This is a genomic window from Bradyrhizobium sp. CCGUVB14, assembly GCF_024199935.1.
Lineage (GTDB): Bacteria > Pseudomonadota > Alphaproteobacteria > Rhizobiales > Xanthobacteraceae > Bradyrhizobium.
This window is the reverse complement of the sequence record NZ_JANADS010000001.1, coordinates 2,485,335-2,499,758: the sequence shown is the minus strand read 5'-3', so window position 1 is coordinate 2,499,758 and position 14,424 is coordinate 2,485,335. Positions and strand designations below refer to the sequence as shown.

The following is a 14,424-nucleotide window of genomic DNA, read 5'->3' as shown; positions in this document are numbered from 1 at the left end:
TGGTTGTCAGTCCATGCAGGGATGCGTCCGATACCGTCAACCCTTGAGCCCGGTAGTGGCGATGCCGTCGATCAACAGACGCTGGAAGAACAGGAAGAGGGCGAACAGCGGCAGCAGCGTCAGTGTCGACATGGCGAACAAGGCGCCCCAGTCGGACTTCCCGGTGGAATCGACGAAGCTGCGCAGGCCGAGCTGCACCGTGTAGGAGCCCATGTCGTTCAGGTAGATCAGCGGCCCGAAGAAGTCGTCCCAGGTCCAGATGAAGGTGAAGACCGCGGCCGTGGCCAGCGCCGGCACCGACAGCGGCAGGATCACGATCCAGTAGACGCGCCAGGGACCGCAGCCGTCGATCATCGCGGCCTCATCGAGCTCGCGCGGGATCGCGCGGAAGAACTGCACCAGCAGGAAAATGAAGAAAGCGTCCACCGCGAGGAATTTCGGCACGATCAGCGGCAGGAAGGTGTCGACCCAATCGAGATTGAGGAACAGGATGTATTGCGGGATCAACGTCACGTGATACGGCAGCATCAAGGTGCCGAGCATCAGCGCGAACCAGAATTTCTGACCACGGAATTTCAGCCGGGCGAATGCATAGGCCGCAAGCGAGCACGACATCACGTTGCCGACCACGCTGCACAGCGACACCACGAGCGAGTTCAGGAAGAATTGTCCGAATGTCACCTGGAGCCCGGACCAGCCGCGCCAGTAGGCGGCGAGGCTGAAATGGCGCGGCCACAGCGAGGTGGTGCCGAAGATGTCGCTGTCCGGCTTGAACGAGCTCGCCAGCATCCACAGCAGCGGATACAGCATGGCGATCGAGGCGAGGCACAACACGACGTGATAGGCCAGCGCGCGGCGGCGTGGATTGCGCGGGGGAGAAACCTGATCCGATGTCGCGAGATCAGCCATCGTAGTGCACCCAGTAGCGCGATGACAGGAAGGACAACGCGGTGAAGGCCGCGATGATCACCACCAGCACCCAGGCCAGCGCGGAAGCGTAGCCCATGCGGAAATAGGCAAAGGCCTCCTGGTAGAGATACAGCGTGTAGAACAGCGTCGCGTCGATCGGCCCGCCCGTGCCCCCGCTGATGATGAAGGCCGGCGTGAACGCCTTGAAGGCGTCGATGGTCTGCACCACGACGTTGAAGAACAGAACCGGCGTCAGCAGCGGCAGCGTGATCCGCCAGAATTGCTGGCTGCGGCTGGCGCCATCGATCTCGGCGGCTTCATACACGTCCTTCGGAATCTGGCGGAGGCCGGCGAGAAAGATGATCATCGGCGAGCCGAACTGCCACACGCTCAGCGCCACCAGGGTGTAGAGTGCGGTGTCGGGATTGGAGATCCAGCTCGGTCCATGAATGCCGACGAGCTTCAGCGCCTGGTTGAGCAGGCCGTCGCCGGCAAACAGCTGGCGCCACAGCACCGCGACGGCGACGCTCGCGCCGATCAGCGACGGCAGATAGAAGATCGCCCGGTACAGCGGCAGGCCGCGGAGGCCACGGTTCAGCATCATGGCGACCAGGAGCGCGAAGGCGAGCTTGAGCGGGACCGATAGCGCCACATAGAGAAAGGTGACGTGCATCGCCGCGCTGAACTTGGGATCGCTGGTCGCGATGCGCACGTAGTTGGCGGCGCCGACCCAGCGCGGGTTGCTGAGCAGGTCGTAGTCCGTGAACGACAGATACAGCGAGATCAACGCCGGCCCGAGCGTCAACCCGAAAAAGCCGATGAGCCAGGGCGCGAGAAACAGATAGCCTGCCACACTCTCGCGCCAGGACAATTCAGCCGCCGGTGCGGCTGGCATGGCCTGCCTCGTGGTCGCAGCATCGATCAGCGTGTCGGCCACCGCGTCTATCCGCGGGCCAGCACGGCGGAGGCCTCGGCGACAAATTGCTTGGCGCCATCAGCGGGCGTCAGACGACCGAAGCCAACCTGCTCGTTTACGCGCCGCAGCACGCTCTGAATCTCGCCGGCGCCCCGCGGTGGCGGAGGCGGCAGCTGCCCAACCTTGTCGCTGATCAGGCTGATGTAGTCGACCATGGCGCGGCCGAGGTCGTCGAGCGTCGGCGTCACGACGTTGCGCATCGCCGATGACGCCGGCACGCCGCGCTCGACACCAAGCAGCTTGGCGGCCTCAGTGTCGGCGACGAAGTAACTGACCAACTGAACCGCCGCCTCGGCCTGTTTCGATTGCGCCGAGACGCTCCACATCATGGCCGGCTTCAGATACTGGCCGGGTTTCGCGCCTTGTCCGCCATCGGGGAACGTGGAGAGACCGAGCTTGCTCTTGTTGATGGCCTGGAAGCCGACCAGCTGGTTGGAGTGGGCAAACGTCATGGCGATCTTGCCGAGCGAGAGCAGGTTCGAATCGATCTCGCCGCGGTCCAGCGCCTGGGTATCCGGTGTGGCGCAGGCACCGCGCTTGCGCTGGTCGCTCCAGAACGCGAGCCACTCGGTCATGTCCTTGTCGTCGTAGCCGACCTTGCCTTCGCTCGTGTACAGCGACTTGCCGCGCTGGGCGAGCCAGACCTCGAGCAGCGGCTCGTTGCCGCCGCCGTCCTCCATGCCCGTATAGCCATCGCGCTTGGCCGCCTTGGTGACCTCGGCTGCGAGATCGCCGATCTCGCTCCACGTCATGTTCCAGACCGGCTCCTTCAGGCCGAGACTTTGGATCAGCCCCTTGTCGTAGACCATCGCCGTCGAGTTGAGGCCGAGGCTGACGCCGTAGATCTTGCCGTCGACCTTGCCGCTGTCGACCGCGGCCGGGCTGAAATCCGTCAAATTGAGCGTTTTCGGCACGTAAGTGTCGAGCGGCAGCAGGGCGCCCCGGCGGGCGTATTCGAAGATGTAGCGGTAATCCATCTGCAGCACGTCGGCTGCATTGCGACCTGCGGTTTGCGTCGCAAGCCGCGCCCAATAGTCGGTCCAGCCCAGCGATTCGCCGGCGATCGTCACCTCGGGATGGCCACTCGCATAGAGCTTGTTGACCTTGTCGGTGCGCTCCGCCCGTTCCTTGGCGCCCCACCAGAACATGCGCAGCCGCGACTCCCGCGCCGCAGCGGGCAAGCCGCCGAGGCTCGCCAGCGTTGCACCGCCGATCCCGGCTCCGATCAATGAACGACGCGACAGCGCGAAGCCGCTCATCCCTTCTCCTCCCTGACCTCGTGTCGATCAAGGCGCCTGTGACGCGCCGATGACACCAGTTAACCGCTTGCCAACGCACGAGTTGCGTGACGTGCTTTTTTGCAAGCGATGAGAAGGTAGCGGCGCCATGTTGGCTTTGTCAAACGCGCGCTGGACGCCGCCACGTCACCTCGCGATGCACTGTCACGGAACCTCTCGATCTGCGCCTGGTCTGGTCGCGGTGCCCGCGCCAGCTTCGCACCAGCTTTGCGCCAGAAACTACCGCAGCGGGACGCCAGGGTCGTGCAGATCCCGCAAACACAGCATTTCTGGTCCCTTCATGAACCGCCAAGAACGCCGCGCCGCGGCCAAGCAGTCCCATAAGGCCGCGCCGCAAAATCTCGCGGTCGCCAAGAGCCTGGAGGCTGCGAAACAGGGTCAGGCGCTGTTCAATCTCGGCCGCTATGCCGAGGCCCTCGAATGCTTCAACGCATTCGCGAGACTCAATCCGAATGTCGCGCCGCTGTATCAGACGCGCGGGCTTTGCCTGCAGCGGCTGGGCCGGCTCGAGGAGGCGCAGGCCGACTTCGAGACGTCGATTGCGCTGAACCCCATCGAGGCCGAGACGCACAAGAATCTCGGTACGCTTCATTCGCGATTTGGCCGGATGGAGCAGGCTTTCGCGAGCTTCGATCGCGCGCTCGCGCTTCGTCCGAACTTTTCCGCAGCGCTCAACGAAAAGGCGCGGGCGCTGTGGAGCCTGCAATTGCTGGACGAGGCTTTCGCGGCCTTTCACCAATCGCATTCTATCGAGCCCGGCAATGCGGACACGATCTGGAATCTCGCGCTGCTGCAGATGCTGACCGGCGATTTCGAGCGAGGCTTGCCGGGGCGCGAAGCACGCTGGAAAGCGTCGTCCCTCGGCCTGCCCGATCGCGGATTCGCCCAAGCCTTCTGGCTTCGTGACCAGCCGCTCGAAGGCAAGACCATCCTGCTTCACGCCGACGAGGCCCTGGGCGATTCAATTCAGTTTGCGCGCTACGTGCCTTTCGTGGCCGCGCTCGGGGCTCAGGTCGTCCTGGAGGTCAAGCCGGCGGTCCGGGCCCTGCTCTCGGGCGTCCCCGGCGTCGCACATTGTGTCGACCGATCGATGACGCCGTCGCTGGCATTCGACCTGCACTGCCCGCTCGGCAGCCTGCCGCTGGCGTTCGGGACGCGGCTCGACACCATCCCGTTCGCGCAAGGTTTTCTGCCTGCCCCCGCGGCGGAGCGCGTGACAGCGTGGGAAGAGCGGCTGGGTCCCCGCACGCGCTTCCGCGTCGGCCTGGTCTGGTCGGGAGATGCGGGCCACAAGAACGATCATAACCGGTCGATGTCGCTGCGCGCGCTGGCGCCGCTGCTGGATTGCGACGCCCAGTTCGTCTCCCTGCAAAAGGGCATCAGGGATCAGGACCGCGCCTTCCTCCGCGAACGCCCTGATATCCTCGACCTGACGGAGCAGCTCACCGATTTCACCGAAACGGCGGCGCTGGTCTCCTGTCTCGATCTGGTGATCTCGGTCGATACCAGCGTCGTGCACCTCACAGGCGCGCTCGGCGCGCCGGTCTGGACCATGCTGCCGTTCAACCCGGATTGGCGCTGGCTGCTCAATCGCGACGACAGCCCATGGTATTCGTCCATGCGGCTGTTCAGGCAACCGGCACGAGACGACTGGGCCAGCGTCGTGGACCACGTTCGGCACGCGTTGGAGGCTGAGATTTCGGCATGGCGGGCGGACACGCGGCCAGCGCGGCCGGGGACTTTACCCTCCACGCAAGAGGAAGCGCTCGTCTCAAATTACCTCGGCGATCAGCTCCGGCAGCTCAAGCGTACGGACGAGGCTCTGCTGCACTTCCGGCAGGCGCTGCAACTGAATCCGCGATATTTCGAGGCCGCGGAGAATTGCGGCCGGCTGCTGCTCGATCTCGGCAGGCCGGCGGAAGCGCTGGACACTTTGGACGCAGCCGCGGCGTTGAATCCGAATTCCGCGAGCCTGTATCGGATCCGCGGCATCTGCCTCCAGGAGACGAACCGGCTCGCCGACGCGGAGGCCGATTTCGCGCGGTCTATTGCGCTGGATGCGAGCGTGGCGGAAACGTACAACAATCTCGCCCTGCTGCATTGGAAGCTTGGCCGAACCGATCAGGCCTTTGCCAGCATCGATCGCGCGATCGCGCTTCGTCCGGATTTTGCCGCGGCGCTCGCCAACAAGGCCTGGATGTTGCTGGATCTGCAATTGCTGGATCAGGCGTCCGCGGCGTTTCGCAAATCGCTGGCGGTCGACCCGAACCGTGCGTCGACGGTTTTCAGTTTCGCGCTGCTGCAGCTGCTGACCGGAGATTTCGAGCGCGGCTGGGCGGGGCGCGAAGCGCGCTGGAAGGCGTCGTCTCTCCACCTCGCCGAACTCGGCTTTGCCCAGCCGCTTTGGCGTGGCGAACAGCCGATCGACGGCAAGACCATCCTGCTCTACTGCGACGAAGGATTGGGCGACTCCATTCAATTTGCACGTTATGTGCCGATGGTGGCGGCGCTCGGAGCTCGCATCATCCTGGGGGTCCGGCCTGCGATCCAGCAGCTTTTGGCTGGTATCGCCGGGGTCGCGGAATGCACCAGCCGGGAAGCCGCGACATCGCTGGCATTCGACCTGCACTGCCCTCTCGGCAGCTTGCCGCTGGCCTTCGGGACGCGGCTCGACACGATCCCTTCCGCGCAAGGCTTCCTTCCTGCGCCCCCGGCCGCCCGCGTGGCGGCGTGGGAGGAGCGGCTTGGCTCCCATACGCGCTTCCGTGTCGGCCTGGTCTGGTCGGGAGATCCCGGTCACAAGAACGATCACAACCGGTCGATCGCGCTGCACGCGCTTGCGCCCCTGCTCGATTGCGACGTCCAGTTCGTCTCCCTGCAAAAAGGCGTCCGGGACGAGGACCGCGCCTTCCTCGACGCGCGCAAGGACATCATCGACCTCACAGAGCAGCTTACGGATTTCAGCGATACGGCGGCGCTGGTCTCCTGTCTCGACCTGGTGATCTCGGTCGATACCAGCGTGGTTCATCTCACGGGCGGGCTCGGCGCACCGGTCTGGACGATGTTGCCTTTCAATCCGGACTGGCGCTGGCTGCTCAATTGCGACGACAGCCCGTGGTATTCGTCGATGAGGCTGTTCAGGCAGCCGACGCGCGGCGACTGGGCCAGTGTCGTCGAGCGGCTCCGGAGCGAGCTGGTGACCATGGTTTCCGCATGGCAGCCGGGGCAGAAGCCGTCTTCGCGTCTACCTGCCGAGTGATCGTCACGCTGATTGCCCCGCCGCCTCGAGAATGAGAGCCGCGATCTCTTCGGGATGCGAGATCAGCGCGAGGTGGCTCGCCTTCACCTCGATGGTCTTGGCGCCCATTCGCTTGGCCATGAAGCGCTCGAGGTCGGGATTGATGGTGCGGTCTTCGGTCGAGACGGCGTAATAGCTCGGCTTCGACCGCCAGGCCGCATTGGTGGTCTTGCCCGCCAGCAATTCCTTGTGGAACGGCTCCTGCACCGCGTAGAGCACCTTGGCTTTCGCAGCCGGCAGGTCGCCGGCGAAGTCGCGCAGGAAAGCTTCCTCGGAGAGGCGGCCCTCGTCGCCGTCGAAGACGATGCCCGCGCTCGCCGGCGGCGTCGGAAAGGTCTTTGCGAGCGCCGTATAATCCTCGCCCGCGTCGGGCGCGCGTGCCGCAACATAGACCAGCGCGGACACGTTCGGATGCACGCCGGCCTCGGTCACGATCATCCCTGAGAAGGAATGGCCGACCAGGACCGTCGGACCGTCCTGCCGCGCCAGCACCCGCTCGGCGGATGCCACCGCTTCGGGCAGCGTCGTCAGCGGGTTCTGCACCGCTGTGACGTTGAGCCCGGCCGCCTGCAGGCGCGGGATCACCTCCGACCAGCAGGAGCCGTCGGCAAACAGGCCGTGCACCAGCACGACGTTGCGCGCCTTCGGGGGCGCGGCGATGGCCGCGGACGCGCGTGTCGACAGCAGCGAAGCCGTCGCACCGGCGGCAAGGATGGTGGCAAATGTGCGTCTGGTCATGGTCATGGCCTATCTCCTGGTTCGGGCGTCATGGACCTGAATGCGGTCGCCCGAGGGGCTCAATGGGCTTGCAGCAAGGCATCAACCTCGGACAAACGGACAATGGTGCCGCCGCGGGCAACGACCTCGTGGTCGGCCTCGATGCCGTCGTGGTCATAGAGATAGTCGATCGTGACGCCGAAGGATTCCCCGATCCCACGAATAATTGTGTTGCCGAACCCGTTGATCCGCTCGCGCCGCGCACCGTTGCCGGGATGAAACCTTGCCACCGGGTCGATGCGGTTTCCCCCTGATGCCGGTCGCGTCAGATAGGCCGCACACGACCGCATCAGGACCGGGTCAGCGCGGCGGTCCCGCCGGCCGCAGCACAATCCTGCGCTGACAGCCGCGAGAACGCATGCGCCTCAATGCTCCACCCGGTACAGGCGCCACCGCGCCGGCACGCCCTTGAGCTGGTGGCTGCCGTGATCCCTGAGGCCGATCTGGGACTGCACCGCGAGCAGATCCTTCACCGCGCGCGAGACCAGGACTTCGCCGGCGCGCGCCTTGGCGGCGATGCGGGTGCAGATGTGGAAGGCAAGGCCGACCATCTCGCCGCCGCTGATCGTGTATTCGCCCGCGTGCAGGCCGACCCTGATCTCGAGACCCAGCGTGCGCACGGCCTTTTGAATCGCGGTCGCGCAATTGATGCCGGCGGCAGGCGCCTTGAAGGTCGCGAGCACGCCGTCCCCGGTCGTCACGACCTCCTTGCCGCGCGCAGATTTCAGCTCCTTGCGGACCGCCGCGTAATACAGGCCCATCACCTTGGTCCAGCGCGCGTCGCCGAGCTTTGCGGCCTTCGCCGTGGAACCGACGATGTCGACGATCAGGATGGTCGCGAGCGCCTGCTTGAGATCGGCACTGCCGTTGGCGGATTTGCGCCGGGCCGCGATGGCGCCGGTGAGCGGCTCATAATCATGACTGCGCCGCCGCGCGATCGCGGACTTGGTGTAGTCCTGGGCGCGCGCGGCGGTGCCGCAGCGGATCGTCTTCTCCTGCGGCAGACGCGTCCAGTAGACCTTGCGTCCCTTGCCGGCGCCCTGCACCTCCACGGCGCCCCATTTCAGGAACACCGCCGAGCCGACCCGCCGCACGCACCATGCTTTCGAGGTGTATCCTGACACGTTCGACTGATGCAGGCCGATGCGTAGAAATTTTGGCATGAGTTTGCGGCCAATGGAAAGGCCGTTCGAGATGGCCGGGATCGAGCGTACTTGGACATTGCCGCATTGGCAACGGGGCGGCTGCGACATGCCAATGCAAGCCGGAATCGGCTGCGCGGGAAAACGCTCTACATCACGCGACGAGACGGTCGAGATGAGCTGCCGAAAGCTTCCTCTTTTCGCGTTCGATAGATTGTGACGACCTCGCGGCACGCCATGACGTTCAGCCGGAAGAAATTGAGATTCAATCGCTCCAGTTCGCCGGCCGTTATGCGGTAGTTGGCCGCTCCCAGGAACAGCAAGGCCATCGTTGTGGGCCAGGAGAAATCGAGAGACTTGGCCAGGATCAACGCCGGTTCGCGATCCTTCTCGATCAGTGCCCGCTCCGCAACGTCGATCGGCAGACGACAGAGCAACGATAGCGCCACGGCGGTCTCGTTGAACCTGAGGGAGTGAGCCAGCTCGAAGACCTTGTCTTCCGTCAGCTCGCCTCTCTCATGCAGCTTGGCGACCGTGCGCTTGGCAGTGAAGTAATCCTTGGAGGCCGGACCGAACCTGGCGTGAATCGCTCCCGTGACGTCGGTGACGACGCGATCGATATGCGTCTCGATATCGGGACGTTCGTTCTGCAGCTTCCGCCGCACCTCTTCGGAGGCTTTGGCGATCAGCTGATGGAACAGGTGCCGGGGAATGTCCTTTCGGAGCCCCACCGATTCGGCAAGAATGGAATCGCCCTCCGACCGCCGCACCAAATGGAGAAATCCGGAATTGGAAAAATTCGCGCCGGCGTTCGATGCCACCGAGGTGACGACCTCGGGAGACCCCCGCACCACCAGGACATCGGTCACTGCCGCAGGCACCGCCTGCCGCCTGGAGATTGCGAGGAGATGCTGCTGGCTCTTGCTCTTGGCGCAGGCGATCAGCGTCTCCGTGTCAAGCCGCTCCGACTGGCTGAGAATCGGCCACGCCACATCGATGCAGTCGTCGCTGGCCATCTGCCGCGTCAGCGCGTAAGGCGCGTTTGGGCTGCAGGCAAGCTTACCCGCCAGCCTCGCCCGCGCGCCGACCTCGATTTCCTGCGCAAGCCGGCCGATGACCTCGCCGAAGGTCCAGATCTGGTCCTCGGAATAGGTGCCAGCGATCAGAACATCGGCGGCATGCCATAGCGCCCGAAGGCAACTCTCGGGATTTCCCTTGGCAACCGCCTCGTCCAACTCCGCCAGAAAAGACGCAGTGACAGCCATGAACGTGCTCGCAGCTCTGAAATGATCAAATCGCAAGAATGACCGTTACGAAACGAAGCGATCAGATCACTCCGCGCTTCAACACGAAGTAAACTCGTCCCTGTCTCGTGGAGCTGGGCTTAAAGTGCGCCTAATCAGATCGATCAAATTTGAAGCAATGCGCGCCGCTGGTCGGGCTCGGCCTCAGCCTTGAAACGCAAACAGCTCGATCGGCTCGCTGAAACCGCGGACGGCGTGCTGGCCGACCCGCTCGAGCTCGAACTCCGGCGTCACCAGTTCGGCAAAATCCCGCGACAGCAGCACCGGCTTGCCGATCTGCTTGGTGAGCGTCTCGAGCCGCGAGGCCATGTTGACGGCGGGACCGATCACGGTGAAGTCGAGCCGGCTAGTCGAACCGATATTGCCGTACATGACGTCGCCGACATGAACGCCGATGCCGTAGTTCAACGGCGCGCGACTGGTCGACTTGTTGCGCTCGTTCAGCGCAGCCATCGCCTGGCGCGCCTCGGTGACCGCACACAGCAGATTGGCGCAGGCGTTGGGCTGGCTCAGCGGGAAGATCGCGAGCAGGCCGTCGCCGATGAATTTCAGGATCTCGCCGCCGTGCCGCGCGATCGGCTCGGACATCGCGTCGAAATAATCGTTGAGGAGATCGATGACGTCGTCGCGCGGCCAGTTGTCGGAGATCTTCGTGAAGTCGCGAAGGTCGCAGATCATGATCGCGGCGCGCACCGTCGTGCCGGTGCCGCGTCGCGTGGCGCCGGCCAGGATCAGCTCGCCGGCATGAGCGCCGACATAGGTCTCCAGCAGCGTGCGCGCCAGGCGGTTCTTGATGCGGATCTCGCTGACCAGCGCCAGCACCGGCAATACTTTCTTCAACGCGGCGACATGGGCGTCGTCGAAGCCACCGGGACGGTCGGTCGAGAACGTGATGAGATGGCGCTTGCCGAGCGTATGATAGAGCGGCCAAGCCACATAGTCGGTCAGGCCCTTGGCCCGCATCTCGTCATAGAGCGCGTGCTTGCGGCCGAGCGCGGGATCCCGTTCGAGATTCTCACGCACTTCGGTTGCCCCGTCGAACATTTCGTTGGCCGGGCTGCCGATATATTCGGAGCGTCCCATGACATCGAAGTCGACCCGCCCAATCTCGGCCTCGCGCATGCCGTCGGACCACATGAAACGCGCCCCCAGCCATTGCGGATGCTGGATCCGGACGTGGAGCGTCGACCGCTTCAGCGGAATGCCCGCTTGCTGCAGGCGGATGCACATCTCCGCAAAGATGTTGTCGATGAAGCGCTGGTCCCGCGTGCCGTTGGTCAGCCAGTCGACGACGCCGTCGGAGAGAGAGGCGGGATTCATGTCTGGCGCGTTCATATCCTGCCCTTCGGCGACGGTCTGCATCGAGGCACATATCGTGTTCCGGCGCGGCCGCGTCAACCTAGCCAGTTGCACGGATTGTGCGCATCGTTCCGGCCGGCAGGAACGCCCGTTCAGGCGACGATTTTGATCGACCCCAGCACGACCAGCCCGGAAACGAGCGCCAGCGTCGCGGCCGCAGTCAGTTCGACCTTCAGCGTGTTTTCGTGCGGAATCGCAAAATCCTGGCCCTCGAGGCGGATACTGCAATCGCCGCGCGCCGCGTAGAGCAAATGCGTTCCCGGGGGCAACGACCGATCGCCGGGCGCATCAAGCGCCACAAGCGCGATCTCCGCCGCACCGCGCCGCGCCATCAGATTGACGACCTCGACCGGGCCGGCCTCGAGCTCCGTGACGATCTCCATTTCGCCGGTGAAACGCACGGTCGTGAGCGGTTCACGCTCGTCGAACTCCTGCCCGGGTGCTTTCAGCACCAGCCCGCGCCCGCCGACCACCATCTGCAAGCGGTCGATGCCGGGCATGTGGGAGAACGGCCCGGGCGCGACGATCGGCGTGGAGGCGAAGCGCCACAGCAGGCTGGCCCAGTCCTTCACCGCCGCATCGGCGCGATGCGCGTCCGCGATATCGGTAAAGATGCCGCCGCCGTTCTTCCAGGGCGAGCGGGTGTAGTCCTCGGATTTCAGCAGGGTGGTTTTCATCTGTGCGGGCGTCCGGTCGTTGCTCACGCGCACATCATTAATCGCCTCACGCCTTGGCGTCGAGGTTCAGCCTGGTGCTGAGCTCGTTGACGAGCGAATCCACGAACTGATTCTGATAGGCCGAGATGCCGTTGAAGGCGACGGGGCCACCCGCCTGCACCAGCAGGCCGCCGCCGGAGACCGTTGCGTCCGTGCTGCCGCCGGACGATTTGGTGTCGAGCTTGCCCATGGCGTCGTCGAGCTGCGCGGCGGTCTTGTCGTCCATCTCGCCATTGGCCTGCAGCGTAGAGAGCAGCGACTGATAGGCACTACCGAGATCGGCGCCCGTCCCAGTCTCCGCGGTCGCGGAGAACGAGCCGTTGGTCTTGCCGTTGTAGCTCTTGTAGGTCAGCGTTTCCGTTGTGGTGCCGTCGGTGTTGGCGTGGCTGTCGAGCATCAGCTCGAACGCGCTGCCATAGGCCCCCGTCGTCAGCATGTTCGGATCATTCGGATTCTTGTTCTTGCTGGCGCCCGACTTGTCGGAGCCTGCGGTCCAGTTCGGCGGGACGGTGTAGCTGACACTGGTCACGGATTCATTCCCATCTGCATTGCGCGGAAATATTCAGCAACATTTATGCCAGCGAGGCGCTGTTGATTTTCATCGGCTTTCTCGCACGATGGACTCTCAGCGTTGCGCCACGCTGCAAAAATTGCCCGGCAGCTTCGTCCTGTTTGCCTGCAGGCCTGACCGGCAGGACGAAGCCAGCAGTGCCGTCCGCGCTTGTCACGCCTTGGCGTCGAGGTCGAGCTTGCTGATCAGATCGTTGACCGGCGAATCGGCGAACTGGTTCTGGTTGGCGGAGACGCCGTTGAAATAAGCAGGGCCGCCGTCGTTGAACTGCGCGGCGCTCGTGTCGTTCATTCCGCCGTTGGCCTGGAGCGTGGCAAGCAGCGACTGATAGGCACTGCCGAGATCGGAGCCCGTCCCGGTCTGGCTGCTGTCGCTCGTGGGCGCCAACGCATCCGTAGTGGTGCCGTTGCTATTGGCCTGGCTATCGAGCAACTGCTCGAACGGATTGCCAGAGGTTCCTGTCGTCGCCGAGCCCGTCTCGTGCGCGTGCTTGTGTTTGCCGCCGCATGATTTTCCGGAGCCTGCGGTCGAATACGGCGAGACGGTGTAGCTGACGTCGGTCATGTCGTCACTCCTTCGATCATTGCGTGGAAACATTCAGAAACATTGTGCCTGCGAAGGCACCGCTGATGTCCATCGGCTTTCTCGCGAGGAGCACGCCGATGTCCGCTCAACGTCGCGCGACGTGGCAACAACTGCCCGACAATTTGATCCCACTGCACGATGGTGCGGGGCTTGCGATGCTCAGCCCTCGGTGTCGTCCCGGCGAAAGCCAGGACTCATCACCCCGACTGCCCATTGTCGGAGCGAGCTGTGGCCACACCTTCTTCTAACAATATCGAACGGTGGTTGTGGGTCCTGGCTTTCGCCAGGACGACGATGGAGAGATATCGTGCCCCTCACTCGCTCTTGCCGCCGTTCAGCTTCGGCAGCGTCTCGACGATCTTCTGCTTGCCGTCGACGATCTCGGCCAGGAAACTGGCGCGGTCGATGTCACCGTTCTGGTCCCAGCTCGCCTCCATCAGCATGCCCGGCGCCTTGTCGGGCGTCAGCGTCAGGCCCTTCATCGCCGCGCCGAAGGCCTTGCTGTCGAACTTGCCGATCTTCTCGGTGACGTATTTGACGAGATAGACCGCGGTGTAGCCCTTGATGCCGTTATGATCCGGCCGGTACTTGAAGCGGTCGCTGAACTTTTTGGTGAATGCCTCTATCGCCGGCACCGGTGCATCGGCTGAAAGACCGACATGGCCGCGCACACCGTTGGCTGCGGGGCCGGCGAGCTCGACCACCTTCTGGCTGAGCAGCGTGGTCTCCCCGAACAGCGGCGTCGACAGCCCCTGTCGCTTGGCCTCGATCAGGAAGCGGGCGCTCTCCTCCTCGTTGGTGTAGACGAACACGGCGTCGGCCTTGGCGCTCTTGAGCTTGATGACGTCCGAGCCGAAATCGACCTGGCCCTGCTCGGTGGAGATATCGGCGGCGATCTCGATGTTGCGCGTCTTCATCTCCTTGACGAAATTGTCATGGCCGCCCTTGCCGAAATCATTGTTGACCCAGACCACAGCAACGCTCTTCACTTTGAGCTTGTCGTGCAGATAATTGGCGATCTTCGGCATGGAAAATTGCTGGCCGAAGGCAGTGCGGAACACCCAGGGATTACCTTGCGTCGTGATGTCGGCGGCCTCGGCGCCGACGATCTGCGGGATTTCGGCCTGTTGCGTCAGCGCCATGTTGACCTTGACCGAGCCGGAATAGATAGGCCCGAGCACCACATAGGGATCCTTGTCCAACACCTTCTGCACCTGCGCGCGCGAGATGCCGGGATTGCTCTGGGTGTCGAGATGCTCGGTCTGGATTTTCTTGCCCAGAATGCCGCCGGCGGCGTTGATCTCGTCGACCGCGAGCGCGACGCCGTCGCGCCAGTTGGTGCCGGAGACGGCGCCTGGGCCGGAGAGCTCGATGACATCGGGGATGTAGACGGTGTTTTGCGCGCGGGCCGCTCCGACCGACAGCGACGCCGTCAAGGCAATGACGAGCGCTCCTGCAAGATGCCTCATGATGTCCTCCCCTTTCTTTT

General features: G+C 64.1%; 12 protein-coding genes and 1 pseudogene. 1 reads left to right on the top strand and 12 read right to left on the bottom strand.

What is annotated here, in order from left to right:
• Nucleotides 1-36: 36 nt before the first annotated feature.
• The 3 genes and pseudogenes from NLM32_RS11535 to NLM32_RS11525 form a co-directional block, all read right to left on the bottom strand.
• The gene (locus NLM32_RS11535; RefSeq protein WP_254129094.1) at nt 37-909 is read right to left on the bottom strand and encodes a carbohydrate ABC transporter permease; all 873 of its coding nucleotides are present in this window, start codon (nt 907-909) and stop codon (nt 37-39) included.
• Nucleotides 902-1,759: pseudogene (locus NLM32_RS11530) on the bottom strand (carbohydrate ABC transporter permease); the annotation flags it as partial. The pseudogene NLM32_RS11530 and the gene NLM32_RS11535, both read right to left, overlap by 8 nt.
• 92 nt (nt 1,760-1,851) lie before the next feature.
• The gene (locus NLM32_RS11525) at nt 1,852-3,144 is read right to left on the bottom strand and encodes an ABC transporter substrate-binding protein (protein ID WP_254129093.1); all 1,293 of its coding nucleotides are present in this window, start codon (nt 3,142-3,144) and stop codon (nt 1,852-1,854) included.
• Between the two features lie 319 nt (nt 3,145-3,463).
• Here NLM32_RS11525 and NLM32_RS11520 point away from each other — a divergent pair, with 319 nt between their 5' ends.
• Nucleotides 3,464-6,442 carry a tetratricopeptide repeat protein gene (locus NLM32_RS11520; protein ID WP_254129092.1) on the top strand — a complete coding sequence of 993 codons (2,979 nt, stop codon included), beginning with the start codon at nt 3,464-3,466 and terminating at the stop codon, nt 6,440-6,442.
• Between the two features lie 3 nt (nt 6,443-6,445).
• Here NLM32_RS11520 and NLM32_RS11515 read toward each other — a convergent pair whose 3' ends face one another.
• The 9 genes from NLM32_RS11515 to NLM32_RS11475 form a co-directional block, all read right to left on the bottom strand.
• Nucleotides 6,446-7,225, bottom strand: coding sequence for an alpha/beta fold hydrolase (locus tag NLM32_RS11515; RefSeq protein ID WP_254129091.1), 780 nt, complete (start codon nt 7,223-7,225; stop codon nt 6,446-6,448).
• Between the two features lie 53 nt (nt 7,226-7,278).
• Nucleotides 7,279-7,548 (bottom strand): malonyl-CoA decarboxylase domain-containing protein, encoded by a 270-nt coding sequence (locus NLM32_RS11510; RefSeq protein WP_254129090.1) that lies wholly within the window; start codon nt 7,546-7,548, stop codon nt 7,279-7,281.
• Nucleotides 7,549-7,623: 75 nt separating this feature from the next.
• The gene (locus NLM32_RS11505; protein WP_254129089.1) at nt 7,624-8,421 is read right to left on the bottom strand and encodes an adenylate/guanylate cyclase domain-containing protein; all 798 of its coding nucleotides are present in this window, start codon (nt 8,419-8,421) and stop codon (nt 7,624-7,626) included.
• A gap of 128 nt (nt 8,422-8,549) precedes the next feature.
• Nucleotides 8,550-9,665, bottom strand: a complete 1,116-nt coding sequence (locus NLM32_RS11500) for a DUF2336 domain-containing protein (RefSeq protein WP_254129088.1) — start codon at nt 9,663-9,665, stop codon at nt 8,550-8,552.
• A 183-nt stretch (nt 9,666-9,848) separates the two neighbouring features.
• A complete protein-coding gene (locus NLM32_RS11495; RefSeq protein ID WP_254129087.1) occupies nt 9,849-11,039 on the bottom strand; it encodes an adenylate/guanylate cyclase domain-containing protein in 1,191 nt (396 codons plus the stop codon).
• 116 nt (nt 11,040-11,155) lie between these two features.
• Nucleotides 11,156-11,740, bottom strand: coding sequence for a HutD family protein (locus NLM32_RS11490; protein WP_254135290.1), 585 nt, complete (start codon nt 11,738-11,740; stop codon nt 11,156-11,158).
• 46 nt (nt 11,741-11,786) lie between these two features.
• Nucleotides 11,787-12,308, bottom strand: a complete 522-nt coding sequence (locus NLM32_RS11485; protein WP_254129086.1) for a hypothetical protein — start codon at nt 12,306-12,308, stop codon at nt 11,787-11,789.
• Nucleotides 12,309-12,503: 195 nt separating this feature from the next.
• Nucleotides 12,504-12,914, bottom strand: a complete 411-nt coding sequence (locus NLM32_RS11480) for a hypothetical protein (protein WP_254129085.1) — start codon at nt 12,912-12,914, stop codon at nt 12,504-12,506.
• Between the two features lie 335 nt (nt 12,915-13,249).
• On the bottom strand, nt 13,250-14,404 hold the full coding sequence (locus tag NLM32_RS11475; RefSeq protein WP_254129084.1) for an ABC transporter substrate-binding protein: 1,155 nt from the start codon (nt 14,402-14,404) through the stop codon (nt 13,250-13,252).
• Nucleotides 14,405-14,424: the final 20 nt, after the last annotated feature.